The following is a 16,545-nucleotide window of genomic DNA, read 5'->3' on the forward strand; positions in this document are numbered from 1 at the left end:
GGTGCTCGTCATGGTGGTCCTGCTGACGGTCCTGGCGGGCGTCAGCGCAGGTGCCGTTCCGGTGCAGCGCAGCGCCGCCGCTGCGCCGGTGCCTGCGCCCGTCGTTCTGCGGGTCATGCCGCTGGGCGCGTCGAGCACCGTGGGGAAGGGCAGCCAGGAGACAGCGGGTTATCGAGGGCCGTTGCAGGGGCTGCTCGCGCGCGACGGCGTGACGGTCGACATGGTCGGGTCGCAGCGCGACGGGCCCGCCACGGTGGCCGACCTCGACCACGAGGGTTACGGCGGGCTCACGCTCGAGGACATGAGGCCTCAGGTCGCCGGGTGGGTGCGCCGCGCCGACCCGGACGTCGTGCTGCTGCACGCAGGCACCAACGACCTCCTGAAAGGCAGCTCGGCGGAGGAGACCGCCCGTCACCTCGAGGGAGTCCTCTCCCAGATCGTGGCGGTGACCGACGCGCACGTGATCGTGGCGGGCGTGTGGGCGCCGCTCAGCCGCGACCTGCGGGACCGCGCGGAGTTCAACCGCCTGAGCGGGGTGGTCGTCGCGGGCTTCCAGGAACGCGGCCACTCGATGCGCTACGCCGACACCTCCGACCTGCTGGACGCAGAGGAGGTGGCCGACGGCCTGCACCCGAACGCGGCGGGTTACCGGCTGATCGCCGCGATGTGGGAGCGGCAGATCCTGGACGTCACGGGGCTCCGAGCAGCGTCGTGACCTCGGCCCGCAGCGCGTCGAGGCGCGCCTGCGCCGTCGTCCGCGCCGCGGCGAGCGCGGCGGCGTCCGGCACCGGTTCCACGACCTCCAGGTACGCCTTGAGCTTGGGTTCCGTGCCCGACGGGCGGATCACGAGGCGCTCGCCGCCGCGCCGCAGCACCAGCACGTCCGGCGCAGGCAGCTCGCCCGTCCAGCCCTCCGGCGGGGCTGCGCGGAGCCGGGCCGCGGCCGCGTCGCGCGCGGCGGGCTCCATCCGCAGCGACACCCCTTCCGTGAGGTGCACCCCGTGCGCGACGGCCAGCTCGTCGAGCCGGTCGGGCAAGCCCTGCCCCGCCGCCTTCAGCGTGGACGCGAGATCGCAGGCCAGCACGGCCGCGGCGATGCCGTCCTTGTCGCGCACGGTGTCCGGGTCGACGCAGTACCCCAGCGCCTCCTCGTACCCGTAGACGAGCCCCGGCCCGCCGCGGACGATCCACTTGAACCCGGTGAGCGTCTCGGCGTAGCGCGCGCCGTACCCCGCCGCGATCAGGCGCAGCATCGACGACGACACGACCGTGGTCGCCACGAGCGGGTCCGCGAAACCGCCGGACCGCAGGAGGTGGTCGCCGAGCAGCACCCCCGTCTCGTCGCCGGTGAGCTGCCGCCAGCCGCTCGCCGTCGGCACGGCGAGGGCGCAGCGGTCGGCATCCGGGTCGAGTGCGATCGCCAGGTCGGCGTTCACGTCGGCGGCCAGCGCGAGCAGCGCGTCCGTGGCCCCCGGCTCCTCCGGGTTCGGGAAGGTGACCGTGGGGAAGTCGGGATCGGGCGCGGCCTGCGACCCGACGACGTGCACGTTCGTGAAGCCGGCCCGGTGCAGCGCGTGCACGGCGGTGGCACCGCCGACGCCGTGCATCGGGGTGAGCGCCACGCGCAGGTCCCGCTCCGTCCCGCGGGGCAGCCGCGCGACGCGTTCCAGGTAGGCGTCGGTGACGTCCACCTCGGTGGCCGTGGTGGCCGTCGGGATCGCGACGGCGGCGGGCGCCGCGGCGATGGCGGCCTCGATCTCGGCGTCCGACGGCGGGGCGAGCTGCGCGCCGTCGGCCAGGTAGACCTTGTAGCCGTTGTCGGCAGGTGGGTTGTGCGAGGCCGTGATCTGCACGCCGGCCACGGCGCCCAGCTCCCGGACCGCGAACGCGAGCACGGGCGTGGGCAGCGGGCCGGGCAGCACCCGCACCGCGAACCCGGCGCCTGCGAGCACCTGGGCCGCGGCGGTCGCGAACGCCGCCGACCCGTGCCGCGCGTCCCGCCCGACCACGACCGTGCTGTGTTCGATTGCCTCCGCTTCGCTCCGGCCTGCAAGTAGCCAGGACGCGAGCCCCGCCGTCGCCCGCCGCACCACGGCGACGTTCATCCCGGCGGGTCCGGCCCGTACCGGGCCGCGCAGCCCCGCGGTTCCGAAGCGGAGCATCCCGGACATGCGATCGGCGAGCTCCTCGACCGCGCCTGCCGTGCCGACCATCGCCCCGGCCAGCACCTGCTGCAGCTCGGTGCGGGTGTCCGGGTCGGGGTCGTCGGCGATCCAGCGCATCGCCGCGTCGCGCAGATCCGGACGCAGCGTCATGCCCGCTCGATCAGGTCGCGCAGCAGCGCGCCCATCCGCCCGGCCGCCGCGGCACCCGCGGCCAGCACCTCGTGGTGGTCGAGCGGCTCGCCCGTGATCCCGGCGGCGAGGTTCGTGACCAGCGAGAGCCCGAACACCTCCACGCCCTCGGCGCGCGCCGCGATCGCCTCCAGCACGGTCGACATGCCCACCAGGTCGGCGCCCAGCAGGCGGAACACGCGGATCTCCGCGGGGGTCTCGAAGTGCGGTCCCGGCAGGCCCACGTAAACGCCCTCGGTGAGCTCCGGGTCGATCTCGCGGGCGATCGCGCGCAGCCGCGGCGAGTACAGATCCGTCAGGTCGGTGAACCGCGGCCCGGACAGCGGCGACAGGCTGGTCAGGTTGAGGTGGTCGGAGATGAGCACCGGCTCGCCCACGTGCATGCCCTCGCGGATCCCACCCGCGGCATTGGTGAGCACCAGCGTGCGGCAGCCCGCCGCCGCGGCGGTGCGCACGCCGTGCACCACCGGCTCGACGCCGTGGCCCTCGTAGAGGTGGGTGCGGCCGAGCAGCACGAGCACCCGGCGATCTCCCACGGGCACGGACCGCACGGTGCCGGAGTGCCCTTCCACCCCGGGCGGCCGGAAGCCCGGCAGGTCGGCCATCGCGAGCTCGTGGTCCGGCTCGCCGATGACGTCGGCGGCCGGGCGCCACCCGGAGCCCAGCACCACCGCGACGTCGTGGCTGTCCACACCGGTGGCCTTCGCGATGGCCGCCGCGGCGGCGGCGGGGTCGTCGACGCTCATGGTCGGCAGCCTAAGCGGTGGTCGGTGCGAACCCGTCCACGAGCAGTTCGAAGAGGTCGGCGGACGTGTCCCCGGCGGCGGACCGGGGAACGGTCAGGGTGACCGTCCACGCCCCCTTGCCCGCCGGCTCGACGTGCCGCCACGAGGTGCGCTCGGCGTCGGTGTACATCAGCACGACGGCTCCGTCCGAGGTCGGTGTCGGGCCAACCAACACGATGCCGGGTACCGACTGGGCCGCCTCGGCGGACGCGGCCCGCTGCACCGTGAGCTCCTCGCTGCCGTCCGGGCTGACGAAGCTGATCGACGGCTCACCGTCGACGGGTTCGTGCGGGTAGGCGGCCCAGTTCCGCGGCACCGGGATCGTGAAGCCGAGCTGGTCGGTGTGCTGCGCGAGCTCGGTGCTCGCGGACGTCACGTTCACCGTGGTGCCCGGGGACTGGCCGCCCAGCACGCGGGTGACGCTCCAGCCGCCCAGGATCCCGGCCAGCACGACGGCTGCGCCCGCGAGGACGTACCCGAGTGCCGCCACACCGGTCACCGTGGCGCGCGGAGCCGGCGCCAGCGCGCGCACCGGGGGCGAGGTCATCCCGGGGAGCGGGCCGGGGGACGGCGCGAGCGGTGCCGCGCCGACCGGGGCCCGCGTACCCGTCGGGCTGGGCGGCAGGGGCGCCGGACGGGAGCCGGACATCTCGGTGCGCGCGGCCGGGGCAGGCACGTGGATGCCGGCGCCGATCGTCGGGGCGTCCGGTGAGCCCGGGTAGACCGGGTCGTCCGGGTCCTCGATGAGCGGCCGCAGGCGCTGGCGCACCTCCTCGAGCGACATCCGCGCCTCGGGCTCCTTGCGCATCAGCGCCGCGATCACGTCCACGACCGGGCCGGACCCGCGGGGACGCGGCACGTCGCCGTCCACGACCTCGGTGATCGTGGCGACCGGGTCACCGCCCACGTCGTAGGGCGGGCGGCCCTCGACGGCGGCGAACAACGTGGCGCCCAGGCCCCAGAGGTCGGCCGCGGGTGTGACCGCCTTGCCCATCGCCACCTCGGGCGCGATGTACGCGGGCGAGCCCAGCACGAGGCCCGCGCTCGTCATCGGCGCGTCGGCCACGTTGCGGGCGATGCCGAAGTCGGTGAGCTTGACGCGGCCGTCGTCGGCGATCAGGACGTTGCCCGGCTTCACGTCGCGGTGGGTGATCCCGCTGCGGTGCGCGGCGCGCAATCCGCCCGCCGTCGCGAACCCGACGACCGCGACCTGCGACATCGTGAGGGTGCCGTGCTCGCTGATCATCGTGGCGAGGTTGCGCGACGGCACGAGCTCCATGACGACCATGGGCTCGCCGTCGACGTCGACCACGTCGAAGACGGTGATGATGTTGGGGTGGGACAGGCCGCCCAGTGCGCGCGCCTCGCGCATGATCCGTTCCCGCGCCTCGGCCGCCTCGTGCTGGGGCACACCGGGAGGGACCTTCAGCTCCTTGACCGCGACCCGGCGCTGCAGCACCTCGTCGAAGCCCGCCCACACCGTGCCCATCGCACCCGCGCCGAGCAGCCCGGACAGCGTGTAGCGGCCACCGATCCGCCGCACCTGCTCGGAGTCCGAGCCACCCTGTCCCACCCACCCATTCTGGCCAGTCCGGGCTCACGCTGCGCTTCCGACCCCCGGATCACCTCTCCAGGTGGTGTCGGTGCCACCACGCGTTCCAGGGCCTCCAGCGGGTAACGACCATTCATGTACGGGCTCTGCAGGCGCGGCCCCGTCCCTCGGGCGGGGGGCCGTCGCGCGCGTAACACATGCGACGAACGGCGCGAGTCCCCGTTCGGCGCGCGGTGTGGCGACCGCTCGTCAGCAGCTACGTGCCCGCCCGCCTCAGATCGGCAACACCTCGGCGCCGAAACCGGAATCAGGCCCAGTTCTGGTTGGTCTACCGCCGTCCGGGTGAGCACGATTGGGAGATGCACGTGAGAGCAGCCTCGATGCGCGGTCCGCTGACGCACCGCGCCGTGGCGGGCCGACCGAGGGTCCGCCGGGCCGGTGGTGCCCGGTGACCCTCCTGGAGGCAAACCCCGACCTCGCCGTCGCCGATCTCCCCGTTCCCGACATCGGTGCGGGAACCGGCCCTGCGTGGCTCGACGCCTGGCTCGACGCCCACCGCGCCGACCTCGTCGGCTGGCGTCGATCGTTCCACGCGGTACCGGAGCTCGGCCGCTCCGAGATCCGCACCACGCAGATGATCGCCCAGCGTCTGATGGCAGCGGGCCTCGAGCCCCGCACCCTCCCCGGCGGCACCGGTCTGGTCTGTGACATCGGGTTCGGCGAGCGCTGCGTGGCGCTGCGCGCCGACCTCGACGCCCTGCCCCTCCGCGAGGACACCGGCCTCCCGTTCGCCTCCACCGTCGACGGCGTGATGCACGCCTGCGGCCACGACGCACACGCCGCCATGCTGCTCGGCGCCGGCCTCGCGCTGGCGGCGGCGCCCGCGCTGCCCGGCCGGGTCCGGCTGATCTTCCAGCCCGCCGAGGAGGTGCAGCCCGGCGGCGCCATCGACGTGGTCGCCGACGGCGCCATGGAGGGCGTCGACCGGATCTTCGCGCTGCACTGCGACCCGCGTCTCGAGGTCGGTCGGCTCGGCACCAGGGTCGGCCCGATCACGTCCGCATGCGACGTGCTCGAGGTCCGGCTCACCTCCCCGGGCGGCCACACCTCGCGCCCGCACCTCACCGCCGACCTCGTCGAGGCCATCGGCCTGCTCATCACGCAGATCCCGCTGCTGCTCACCCGGCAGGTCGACCCCCGCTCCGGCACCGTCCTCGTGTGGGGTGCGGTGCAGGCAGGCGAGGCGGCCAACGCGATCCCGCAGCACGGCGTCCTGCGGGGCACCCTGCGCACCGCCGACCACGCCACCTGGGGCGAACTGGAGGATGTCGTCCAGCGTCTCGTGGAGTCCGTGCTCGCCCCCACCGGCGTCACCTACGAGCTCGAGCACGTCCGCGGCGTCCCGCCGGTCGTCAACGAGGCGGTCAGCTCCGGCATGCTCGCCGGCGCGGCCGTCACCGTCGGCGGCCCGGAGGCCGCCGCCGAGACCCAGCAGTCCAGCGGCGGCGAGGACTTCGCCTGGTACCTCGAGCACGTCCCGGGTGCGATGGCACGCCTCGGCGTCTGGCCCGGCCACGGCCCGATGCGCGACATCCACCAGCCCACGTTCGACCTGGACGAGCGCGCCCTCCCCTTCGGCGTCCGGGTCCTGACCCACGCCGCCCTCACCGCCCTGACCACCTGACGGCCGGCAACCCCGCCCGGACCCGGACCCCAACGCGCGACTCCGGGTCCGGGCGGGGCCGACCCATCCGCGAGTCGGGCATTCGCACACGCCGAGTCCGACATCCGCGCACGGCGAGTCCAGCGTCCTGCCACGGCGAGTCCGACGTCCGGCACGGTGAGTCTGGCGTTCAAGCGCGGCGAGTCTGGCGTTCAAGCGCGGTGAGTCTGGCGTTCAAGCGCGGTGAGTCTGGCGTTCAAGCGCGGTGAGTCTGGCGTTCAAGCGCGGTGAGTCTGGCGTTCAAGCGCGGTGAGTCTGGCGTTCAAGCGCGGTGAGTCTGGCGTTCAAGCGCGGTGAGTCTGGCGTTCAAGCGCGGCGAGTCCGACGTCCAGGCACGGCGAGTCCGACGTTCGTGCAGGGCGAGTCTGGCGCTACTGCTCAGTCGAGGTCGCCGTGGCGCATGAGCTGCCGCCCCGCCTCCGTGATCGACCCCGACAGCGACGGGTAGACCGAGAACGTGTGGGCGAGGTCGGCCACCGTCAACCCGTTCTGCACGGCGAGGGCGATCGGCAGGATCAGCTCGCTCGCCACGGGCGCCACCACCACACCGCCGACCACGACCCCGGTGGCCGGGCGGCAGAACAGCTTCACGAACCCGCGGCGAAGCCCCTGCATCTTGGCGCGCGGGTTCGTCGACAGCGGCAGCATGATCGTGCGGGCCGGCACCTCACCCGCATCGATCGCACGCTGGCTGATCCCGACCGTGGCGATCTCCGGGCGGGTGAACACCGCGGCCGCCACCGTCTTGAGCTTGATGGGCGCGACACCCTCGCCGAGGGCGTGCCACATCGCGATCCGGCCCTGCATCGCCGCCACCGAGGCGAGCATGAGCAGCCCGGTGCAGTCGCCTGCCGCGTACACACCCGGCACGGAGGTGCGTGACACTCGGTCGACCGGGATGAAGCCGCCTCGTCCGGTCTCGACGCCGATCTTCTCCAGCCCGAGGTCGGTGGTGTTCGGCACCGACCCGACCGTCATGAGGGCGTGCGAACCGGTGACCGTGCGACCGTCGGCGAGCGTGACGACGACGCCGTCACCGTCACGCTTGACGGAGTCGGCGCGGGCCTGCGAGAGGATCCGGACCCCGCGTTCGGTGAAGACGTCCTGCAGCACTGCGGCCGCGTCGGCGTCCTCGCCGGGCAGCACCCGGTCGCGGCTGGACACCAACGTGACACGGGCGCCGAGCTCGACGTACGCCGACACGAACTCCGCGCCCGTGACGCCGGAACCGATCACGATCAGGTGATCGGGCAGCTCCTGCAGGTCGTAGAGCTGCCGCCAGGTGAGGACCCGCTCGCCGTCGGGGACCGCGTCGGGCAGGACCCGGGGCGTGGCTCCGGTGGCGATGAGCACGACGTCGGCGGGGAGCTCCTCCCGGCCGCCGTCCGGCGTGCGGGCCTCGACGAGGTGGGGCGCATGGGCGGAGGACTCGTCGGTGAAGGCGGCCGTGCCCCGGATGATCCGCACGCCCTCCCGCTCGACCCGCGCCCGGACGTCCGCCGACTGGGCGAGCGCGAGCCCCTTGACCCGCGCGTGCACGGTGGGCAGGTCCACGCCGATCGCGTGCGGGTCGGTGGTGACTCCGAGGTCGGGGGCGCGGTGCATGTCGACGCGGACACCCGCCGACGAGATGAAGGTCTTCGACGGCACGCAGTCGTCGAGCACGCAGGCTCCGCCCATGCCGTCGCGCTCGACGACCGTGACGTCACTGCCGTGCTGGGCCGCCACCAGGGCGGCCTCGTAGCCCGCCGGCCCGCCACCCATGATCACGATCCGCGTCACCGGAGCACGCCCTTCCTCGTCCGATACGTTCCCCGAGCACCGTACGCGGGAGGCGTCGCTCTACTCTGTTGCGGTGCCGCTGTACGCCGCCTACGGGTCGAACATGGATCCCGCCCAGATGAAGGAGCGTGCCCCGCACTCGCCCATGGCGGGTACCGGGTGGCTCATGGGGTGGAGGCTGACGTTCGGCGGCGAGGACTTCGGCTGGGAGGGCGCGCTCTCCACAGTGGTCGAGGACCCGGACTCGCAGGTGTTCGTCGTGCTCTACGACGTCTCCGACCTCGACACCGCCCAGCTCGACCGCTGGGAGGGCGGTGAGCTCGGCCTGCACAAGAAGCTGCGGCTACGGGTGCACACCCTGGAGGGCGACGTCCTCGCCTGGGTGTACGTGCTCGACGCCTACGAGGGCGGACTCCCCAGCGCGCGCTACCTCGGGGTCATCGCGGACGCCGCCGAACAGGCGGGTGCTCCCGACGACTACGTCGCCGCCCTGCGCAGCCGCCCCAGCCGCAAGTCCCTCTGACCGCGAGTCCGGCGTATCGGCGCGGCGAGTCGCGCGAAGCATCACCCGGTGTAGCCGCGACGCGCGAACGCAGCGCGCAAGGCCGTGATGACCGGGGTGAAGACGCGTAGGTCCTCCTTCCGGACGACCACGACGATCCACCCCCGTGCCTCGAGGTCTGCCCGCCGGGCACGGTCTTCCGCCTCGTGCCCGGCGTGGGCCGCGTACCCGTCGTACTCGAGCGCGATGCGGAGCTGCGGCCAGGCCAGGTCGAGGCGATAGAGCAACCGATCGTCGAGACCCCGGATCTCCCAGTTGACCTCAGGGACGGGAAGGCCCTGCTCGACGATCATCAGGCGGATCCAGCTCTCGGCAGGAGAGTCGACGCCAGCGGACGTCAGGTCCAGCAGGCCGGCGGCGCGCACCGTGCCCCGAGGGTCGTGCCGTCGTTCGATCCGGCGCGCGACCTGCTTGCGGAACGTGTCTGCGGGATCGCCGACGAGTCTCAGCGCCTCGTCCGCGAGTGCCAGCGCGTCACGGGCCGGCAGCGTGCACAACATGTCGGCGATCACTCGGTCCAGCGGGAGGACGCGCACACCATCTAGCTCGACCGAGTCGTCGGCGAAGGCCCTGCCGCGGTGGACGACCAGCCCGTCCCTACTGCGGGTCTCGCAGCCGTACGGGACGAGGATGTGGACCGCAGGGGACTCGACAGCGCGGCACCCGTGGAGGTGAGCGGCGGTGACCCCCGAGACCACGGCACGCGGGCCCGCGGTCAGCAGCGCCGCGCTGGCGCGTGTCCAGGGATCCAACAACCGGGCGCTCTCGACGAGAACCCCGCGCCACAGCGGCATGACCTCCTTGCTGGTGACCGCATTGGTCACACGTCTTCGGCCGAGCACCCGCTCGAGATCGCTGCGGAGGTGGGCGCCGTGCAGACCGCTGGTCGGAAGAGCCATACCTGCACCATGCGTCCTCCCGACGCTCCCGGACCGACGAACGGCCGAGTTGTGGATGCACGACTGCTGATGTGGACAACTCACTCCGCGACCTGTGCTCGACGTCGGACTCGCCGTGCCCGTTTGTCGGACTCGCCGTGCTCGTTTGTCGGACTCGCCGTGCTCGTTTGTCGGACTCGCCGTGCTCGTTTGTCGGACTCGCCGTGCTCGTTTGTCGGACTCGCCGTGCTTGAACGTGGGACTCGCCGTGTTCGGACGTCGGACTCGCCGGCGGGATGCCGGACTCGCGGGGGTCGGGGGTGGGTCCGGGGGATCCCCGATGCCCTGGGGTGGGGCTCCGCGGACGATCGGGGCATGACCACCCTGCCTGCCACGTCCCGCGTGCCCGTGGGCGCCGCGCTGCTCGCCGGGGTCGGCGCGCAGTTCGTCGACGACCTCGCCTACTTCGTGCTCCCGCCGGCCGCGCTGCTGGCTCCGCTGAGCGGGCTGCTCGCCGTGCTGCTCACGGCCGGCGCCGCTCGCTTCGTCACCCGCGACCGCACCGGGGCCGGTGTGGCCCGCACCGGGCTCGCCGTCGGCGCCGTGTCGGCGGGGGTCGGGCTGCTCGTCGCCGGCCTCGGGTGGGTGACCGTGCTGCTCGCCGGGCTGACCGTGCTCGCAGGGGTGGCCGGGGCCGTCGCCGGTCGCGGGGTGACCGGGCGACTCGACAAGTAGCCGCTCAGGCGCCGGCGGCCGCGACCGCGGTGGCCAGCAGGTCGGAGATCCGGTGCCGCAGCTGCCGGTCGTCGGCCGGGGCGACCGTGGCCCACTCGACGCCGTCATCGCCCGTGCTGCGGGTGAGCAGGTAGCGGCCGCGCGGCCCGTCCAGGACACCGAGCACGCCGCCCGCCCGCCGCAGGACGCCCCACCGATCGGCAGCGAGCCCCACCACCTGGGCCCGCCGCTTGGTGCCGGCCACCATCGTCTCGAGCAGCGCAGCCTCGGCCGACGGCACGCCCGCACCGAGCAGCACGGGCCGCAGCTCGGTGGTCGGGGCGGCCGCGAGGACGGAGCTGGGCACCGTGCAGGCGCGTCCCGGGCCGCGCTCGGCCGGGGGGAACGTGCCGAGGAGCGCGGACGGGAGCGAGCCGCACGCCGTGACGATCACGCTGTCCGCCTCGCGCAGCGCGAGGGCGCCCGCGCCGTGCCGGGCGGCGGCGAGGGCCCGCACCTCGCGGCCCCACCACGCGCGCAGCTCGAGCTGCTCCTCCGGCCGGGCGAGCAGGTGCATGAGCCGCGCCAGCTCCGGGTCGGGCCCGTCGGACCCGGCGAGCTCCCGCCCCCGAAGGCCCCGCCACGCGTCGGCCTGGATCGCGCGCCGCTCGGTGTGGGTGCGCCCCGGCGACGCGAGCTGCAGGACGACGGGGGTGGCGGCCAACCCGAGCCACTCCCACAGCACGTCGAACTCCGCGGTCGTGAGGATGTGGCGGCGGGTGTCGAGAACAGCCGAGACGGTTTCGGTCACGGGCGGGACGCTATGGCGCGGCCGCGGACCGGCGGGGCCGTTCGACGCGAAACGTGTGCGAGTGCGAACGGCCCGGACACACCGACGGCCGGTGCGGGGGCCCACGCACCGGCCGTCGGGGAACTCCGTCAACTCGTCCGGGCCAGCGCCGCGTCGGCGGTGCGGCACCCGGTGAGCGGGCAGAGGGTCGTGCAGGCGAGGCGGCGGCGGAGCTCCGCATCGCCCCGGGTGCTGGCGAAGGGCCAGTCCCCGGTGAACCGCTGCAGGTACCAGTAGAGGAACAGGTAGTCGGGGTCAGCGGTGTCGGTGACGAACACCGGACGCCCAGGCAGCCGGTGGACCCAGCTGGCGTAGGCGCTCATCGCAGGGGCAGGGGGTCGGCTTGCCCGCCGGGTGGAGAGCCAGTCCTCCGACCGACGTCTCCAGGACTGGAGGGCGAGCGGGTGGAGGGTGGCTCCGGGCAGCTCTCGGACGTTGGTGGTGAACACGGAGGTCGGTCGCCCGTCGCTGCGCGGGTACGCAGCGGAGACGAGGGTGAGCAGGGAGTGGGGGCCGGGTATCGGCCCGTCGGTATGGATGTGACTCGTGATGAATGTGTCGGGGGGCATGACGGATCCTGGTCGCCGATGTGGACGTGCTGGCGTGTTCACGGCGCGGCCTGAGCCAGCGTGGTGAACGGATCCGCGGCGCGGCGTTCCGCGTGGCGGGATCACCGGGCCCCGTGGTCGGTTGTCACACGGGTTGTCACTGCTTCCGCTATGCACTTGTTCAGCACGGTGCGGTTCGCTGTGGAATCACCTGGCCCGCTGACGTTAAATCGCCGTGTAGTCGATCGTCAACTGTCCGTCGCCGAGCCGTAGGCCCGAACCGACACCACGTGCGCGCGGGGAGCGCCGTTCGTCGCCCTCGCAACGACGCGCAGTGCGCCGATGCTGACCGGCGCGTCGAGCGTGTGCACCCGGTGCCGGCGGCGGTTGTCCATCACGCGGGCGACCGTGCGCCACCCCCCGCCGTCATCGAGCTGGAGGTCGTAGTCGCGCAGGAGCGTCGGCAGCACGCGGAACGGTGTGTGGTGGTGGTGCAGGTTGATCAGGTCCTCCTCGACGTCGTCGTCGAGCACGAGCGCCACCTCGGCCACCGTCACCGGCTCGTCCCAACGCAGCTCCACCCACGGCTCCCGGTCGTGGTCGAGCCGCTCCGACACCCACATCTGCGGGCCGCCGTACGGCCGCGCATGGCCGCCCACGACTCGGGCGGGGGCGAACGCGGACGTCGGTTCGACCAGTCGGAAGCACAGGCTCTCGCGTTGCAGGATCCGCTTCCACGCCCGCCACTGTTCGGTCCACCGCTCGTCGGGGGTCGGCTCGCGGTGGCGGAAGAACAGCGTGCCCGGTTCGGCGGTGGCACTGTGGTGGACGGCGAGCGATGGGTCGGCCCGCAGCACGACGAACGCGTTCTGCGGGGTGTCGGGCCGCCACCCGACGTCGAGGCGCACCCACTGCTTCTCCCCGGCGGGGACGGCCGCGGTTGCGGTCGCGACGAGGCGGGCGGGCAGGTAGTTCTGCGGCTTGCCGGTCGCGTGCACCTCGGCGACGAGCTCGGCGTCCCGGTCGGCGTCGACGAGCAGCTCCAACGCACCGAGCGACGGGTGCACCGGCAGGACGAGCCCGAGCGCCTCGTCGAGCGGCTCGGTGCCGTCCGAGACCTCGACGGCCGGTGTCCGCAGCTGCGACGACGCGCGGACGCGGGCGGTCAGCGCGAGGTCGGCAGGGTCGTCTGCGGGCACCCCGAGCGGCGGCCCGTCGGCGCGGGTGAGGGCGCGGTGGACGACGTCGATGTGCTCGGTGGCCAGCTCGCGGGGCGTGAGCCCGCGCTGCACGGCCAGCGCGGCGGCGGTGCCGGCCGCCTCGCCGCCGACGGCGCAGGTCGCCATCACGCGCGTGGTGCCGAACGCGACGTGCGACGCCGAGATGGTGCGCCCGGCCATCCACATGTTCGTGACGTTGCGGGAGTACAGGCAGCGCAGCGGGATGTGGTAGACGCCGTCGGGGTGCCAGTGCCGGGACCCGGGCTCGGTGGCGTACATGCCTCCGGGCGGGTGCAGGTCGATGGACCAGCCGCCGAAGGCGACCCGGTCGGGGAACTCGGTCTGCTCGAGCACGTCGTGCTGGATGAGGACGTGGTCGCCGACGAACCGCCGGTACTCGCGCTTGCCCGGTACCGAGCCGATCCACTCCAGGGTCAGGTTGTCCGCGTCGAACTCGCCGGAGTTCTTGATGTGGTCCCAGATCCCGTAGACGGCGGCCTGCAGCTCGTCGCGGATCTCCTCGTTGTCGTGCACGATGTCGCGCTCGCCGCCCCACTCGATCCACCAGAAGGCGCAGCCCTTGGCGTCGGCGCGGATGACGCGGCGGTCGAGGATCGAGGTCTTCCGGATGTCCTTCGCGAAGGACGGCGGCACGAACGGCACGGGGTGCCCGGCGTCGGTGGAGTAGAAGAGGATCGTGCTGCCGAGCATGACCTCGTCGGGCACCTCGGGGGCCCATGACTCGCCGAACTCGGCGCGCGCCTCGCGCCCGGTGCGGTACTCGGCGCCCGCGAGATGCCCCACCAGGCCGTCGCCGCTGCAGTCGACGAACGCCGGGCTCGTGAACGTGACCACCCGCTCCGAGCCCATCGTCCAGCCGGTCACCGAGCGGATCACGCGCGCGTCGGCGGGCCCGTCGGCCTCGACGTCGCGCACGTCGGTGTTCAGGAACAGGCTCAGGTTCGGCTCGGCGCGTACGGCCTCGAGCAGCACGAGGTCCCAGTAGTAGGGGTTGCCGTCGGGGTTCGTGTACTGGTTCTCCACGAAGAGCTCGCCCATGATCCCGGTCTCGCGGGCGTAGCGCTGCGCGCCGTGCGCGGTGGCCCCGCACACCCACACCCGGATCTCGCTTGAGGAATTCCCCCCGAGCACCGGCCGGTTCTGCACGAGCGCGACGCGCGCGCCCTGGCGGGCGGCGGCGATCGCGGCGCAGCAGCCCGCGAGACCACCACCGATCACCGTGAGGTCCGACTCGACGTGCTCGGTGCGCATGCGTGTCCTCTCCTGGTGCTACCGCTCCGGCTCGGGAGCAGGTCCGTGCAGGCTCACGAAGGCCTCGGCGAGCGCCTCCGGGGTGCGCTGGGCGACGAGCACCCAGAGCAGGCTGGCCACGAGCGTGTCGCTGGAGCGGCCTGCGAAGTAGTCGGTCCAGGTGCTGGTCTCGCGGGTGCCGGTGAACAGCACCGCGTCGGCCTCGGCCGCGGTCGGCGAGTCCGGCATCCCGGTGATCAGCGCGGTGAAGGCGCCGCGCTCGCCCGCGTCGGTGAGGAAGGCCCGCGCCACGGCGTCGTCCCCCGAGCGGTCCACGGCGAGCGCGACGTCGCCGCGGTGCAGCAGGCTCGTGCCGACGTGGGACTCCCGTTGCCCCTCGAAGAACCACACGGGGCGCCCGATGCGCAGCAGCCGGATGGTGAGTTCGCGCGCCGGGATCGCGTCGCCCCACTCGCCGAACACGTGGATCCGCGGCGCGGCGGCGATCCGGTCCGCGACCCGTGCGGCGACGGCGAGGTCGATCGAGCCCATCGCGTTGCGCAGCGCCCGCGACTGCGCGGTCGCGAGCACGGTGAGCACCTGCTCAGGTGGGTCGGCAGGTTGGATCACCGAGCCGAGGTCGCGGTCCCACCCGCCCTGCACGCCCCGGCCGTACTCGGTGGCGATCGCGGCGCGCAGCGCCGGGTAGCCGGAGTAGCCGAGCAGCGCGGCCAGCCGCGTGACCGTGGCGGCCGAGGCCTCCGCCCGCGCGGCGAGCACGGTGATCGAGCTGCGGCCGGCCTCGGCGGGCGAGCCGAGGATCGTCTCGGCGACCCGCCGCGTCGCGCCGCTGAGCGAGCCCAGCGCGTCGCGGATCTGCTGCAGCGGACTCGCCTCGTCGGCGCGCCGCGGCGCGCCGTCGTGGGGAACGGGGACCGTCACCGGGTCCTCAGGTGTAGACGAACTGGGCACTCGCGGAAGTGTCCACGTCGCTGACGAGCCGGACCCAGTGGGCGCTGAACCCGGTGGGGAACACGTGCGTGCGCGTCTCGCCCGGCCCGACCTCGATGCGTTCGACCGCGCCGAACCGGCCGTGCCCGTGGAAGTCGATCTCCACAGTGACGTTCATCGGGGTCCGCCCCTGGTTCTCCAGGTGCAGGCACTTGTGCTCGAAACCGGTCATCAGGTAGGGGTCGGACGGGACGTCGGCGCCGACCTCCTCCTCCCACCACGGCCCGCCCCAGCCGGCCGGCTTGCCGAATCCCCACAGGTCGTCGGTCTTGCCGAAGAACATGCCGGACTGCGGTTCCGCAGTGGTCGGGTTCAGGCCGTGGCTCGGCGACGCGTTGTCCGCCCCGGCGACGAACATGCCGCGCCACGAGCAGAAGTCGCCCAGCACCCACAGGTGCGTAGACACCGGCCGCACGCCCCACACCCGCCCGCCGTACGCCCACGGCGAGAGCTCGTAGAACATCCCGTGGTGGTCGACGAGCAGCCGCTCGTGCTCCACCTCGCGGATGCGCGGCCACTCGGTCTGCCACTTGTGGTCGAACGTGTGGGATGCCTTGGGAAGCCGGTAACGGGTCCAGCGCCCGTCGGCGTCGGTGAAGACCTCCAGGATCGCGGAGGCCCGATCCCAGCCCGTCGCGAAGATCGTGCCGCCGAACTCGTGGCGGCCGCCGATCCCGGTGAACGGCTTGCGGGCCAGGACCGTCCAGCGCTCGCCGTCGTACTCGGCGAGCCTGCCGCGGGCCTGCTTGCCCGCCCAGTCGTCCTCGCTGTACTCGTTGGAGCAGACGACGAAGCGGCCGAAGCTCGTGTAGCAGTCCTTGTAGTGCACCTTCCACTCGCCGTCGGTGCCCAGCTCGGCGTTGAGGTCGAACACCTGCCGACACCCGAGCGTCGTGACGTCCAGCTCGAACACCTCGCCCTCCATCGCGAGGACGTAGACGTGGGTGTCCGGCTTCGTCAGGTGCCGGGTGGTGCCGCAGACCCGCATCGGAACCAGCTCCGGCACCGTGCGGATCGTGTGGTCGGCGGACACCACGTGCGGGCCGATCACCAGGGTGCTGGTGGGGAAGTGCACGAACCGGTTGGTGTAGGTGCCGTCGACGCCGAGCGTCTCTGGCACGACCTCCATCGACAGGTCCGCGTCGATCCGCCGCAGGCTCACGCCGCCGCCGCTCGCAGCCCGGTGCGAGTTGTAGTTCTGCACGTAGAGCTTGCCGTTCCAGGGCATCAGCGCCCCCACGCCGAGCTCGCTGCGCGGCGGGCCGAAGTCGCCCACCTGCGCCAGCGCGGGGAACACCCCGGAGACCTGCATCAT

14 protein-coding genes are annotated in these 16,545 nt (G+C 73.3%); 4 read left to right on the plus strand and 10 right to left on the minus strand.

The window, feature by feature from the left end:
• The first annotated feature begins 10 nt into the window (after nucleotides 1–10).
• The gene (locus tag FHX44_RS21935; protein WP_170308986.1) at nucleotides 11–715 is read left to right on the plus strand and encodes a GDSL-type esterase/lipase family protein; all 705 of its coding nucleotides are present in this window, start codon (nucleotides 11–13) and stop codon (nucleotides 713–715) included.
• Here FHX44_RS21935 and FHX44_RS21940 read toward each other — a convergent pair.
• From FHX44_RS21940 to FHX44_RS43370, 3 genes are read right to left on the minus strand one after another with little or no spacing between them, the layout of a single operon-like run.
• Nucleotides 690–2,315 (minus strand): phospho-sugar mutase, encoded by a 1,626-nt coding sequence (locus FHX44_RS21940; RefSeq protein ID WP_147257511.1) that lies wholly within the window; start codon nucleotides 2,313–2,315, stop codon nucleotides 690–692. The two genes, FHX44_RS21935 and FHX44_RS21940, sit on opposite strands and share 26 nt — an antisense overlap.
• The gene (locus FHX44_RS21945) at nucleotides 2,312–3,100 is read right to left on the minus strand and encodes a purine-nucleoside phosphorylase (RefSeq protein ID WP_147257512.1); all 789 of its coding nucleotides are present in this window, start codon (nucleotides 3,098–3,100) and stop codon (nucleotides 2,312–2,314) included. Before FHX44_RS21945 ends, FHX44_RS21940 begins: the two co-directional genes overlap by 4 nt.
• Before the next feature lie 10 nt (nucleotides 3,101–3,110).
• Nucleotides 3,111–4,712: a serine/threonine-protein kinase gene (locus tag FHX44_RS43370; protein ID WP_147257513.1), complete on the minus strand. Its 1,602-nt coding sequence runs from the start codon at nucleotides 4,710–4,712 to the stop codon at nucleotides 3,111–3,113.
• 427 nt (nucleotides 4,713–5,139) lie between these two features.
• Here FHX44_RS43370 and FHX44_RS21955 point away from each other — a divergent pair, with 427 nt between their 5' ends.
• Nucleotides 5,140–6,375, plus strand: a complete 1,236-nt coding sequence (locus FHX44_RS21955) for an amidohydrolase (RefSeq protein WP_147257514.1) — start codon at nucleotides 5,140–5,142, stop codon at nucleotides 6,373–6,375.
• 417 nt (nucleotides 6,376–6,792) lie between these two features.
• On the opposite strand, the gene FHX44_RS21960 is transcribed toward FHX44_RS21955, so the two are convergent.
• A complete protein-coding gene (locus FHX44_RS21960; protein ID WP_147257515.1) occupies nucleotides 6,793–8,196 on the minus strand; it encodes an NAD(P)H-quinone dehydrogenase in 1,404 nt (467 codons plus the stop codon).
• A 73-nt stretch (nucleotides 8,197–8,269) separates the two neighbouring features.
• On the opposite strand from FHX44_RS21960, the gene FHX44_RS21965 reads away from it, so the two are divergent.
• Nucleotides 8,270–8,719, plus strand: a complete 450-nt coding sequence (locus FHX44_RS21965; RefSeq protein ID WP_147257516.1) for a gamma-glutamylcyclotransferase family protein — start codon at nucleotides 8,270–8,272, stop codon at nucleotides 8,717–8,719.
• Nucleotides 8,720–8,760: 41 nt separating this feature from the next.
• On the opposite strand, the gene FHX44_RS21970 is transcribed toward FHX44_RS21965, so the two are convergent.
• Entirely contained in the window at nucleotides 8,761–9,657 is an 897-nt protein-coding gene (locus FHX44_RS21970) for a hypothetical protein (RefSeq protein WP_147257517.1), read from the minus strand.
• A 354-nt stretch (nucleotides 9,658–10,011) separates the two neighbouring features.
• Here FHX44_RS21970 and FHX44_RS21975 point away from each other — a divergent pair, with 354 nt between their 5' ends.
• Nucleotides 10,012–10,371 (plus strand): hypothetical protein, encoded by a 360-nt coding sequence (locus FHX44_RS21975; protein WP_147257518.1) that lies wholly within the window; start codon nucleotides 10,012–10,014, stop codon nucleotides 10,369–10,371.
• Between the two features lie 4 nt (nucleotides 10,372–10,375).
• Here FHX44_RS21975 and FHX44_RS21980 read toward each other — a convergent pair whose 3' ends face one another.
• The 5 genes from FHX44_RS21980 to FHX44_RS21995 form a co-directional block, all read right to left on the minus strand.
• On the minus strand, nucleotides 10,376–11,161 hold the full coding sequence (locus FHX44_RS21980; protein WP_170308987.1) for an ESX secretion-associated protein EspG: 786 nt from the start codon (nucleotides 11,159–11,161) through the stop codon (nucleotides 10,376–10,378).
• Nucleotides 11,162–11,289: 128 nt separating this feature from the next.
• Nucleotides 11,290–11,769, minus strand: a complete 480-nt coding sequence (locus FHX44_RS42245) for a hypothetical protein (protein WP_170308988.1) — start codon at nucleotides 11,767–11,769, stop codon at nucleotides 11,290–11,292.
• Nucleotides 11,770–11,996: 227 nt separating this feature from the next.
• Nucleotides 11,997–14,240: an FAD-dependent oxidoreductase gene (locus FHX44_RS21985; protein ID WP_147257520.1), complete on the minus strand. Its 2,244-nt coding sequence runs from the start codon at nucleotides 14,238–14,240 to the stop codon at nucleotides 11,997–11,999.
• An 18-nt stretch (nucleotides 14,241–14,258) separates the two neighbouring features.
• Nucleotides 14,259–15,161, minus strand: coding sequence for a MurR/RpiR family transcriptional regulator (locus tag FHX44_RS21990; protein ID WP_212612591.1), 903 nt, complete (start codon nucleotides 15,159–15,161; stop codon nucleotides 14,259–14,261).
• A gap of 7 nt (nucleotides 15,162–15,168) precedes the next feature.
• Nucleotides 15,169–16,545, minus strand: a complete 1,377-nt coding sequence (locus FHX44_RS21995) for a hypothetical protein (RefSeq protein WP_147257522.1) — start codon at nucleotides 16,543–16,545, stop codon at nucleotides 15,169–15,171.

It is taken from the genome of Pseudonocardia hierapolitana (genome assembly GCF_007994075.1).
GTDB classification, from domain to species: Bacteria; Actinomycetota; Actinomycetes; order Mycobacteriales; family Pseudonocardiaceae; genus Pseudonocardia; species Pseudonocardia hierapolitana.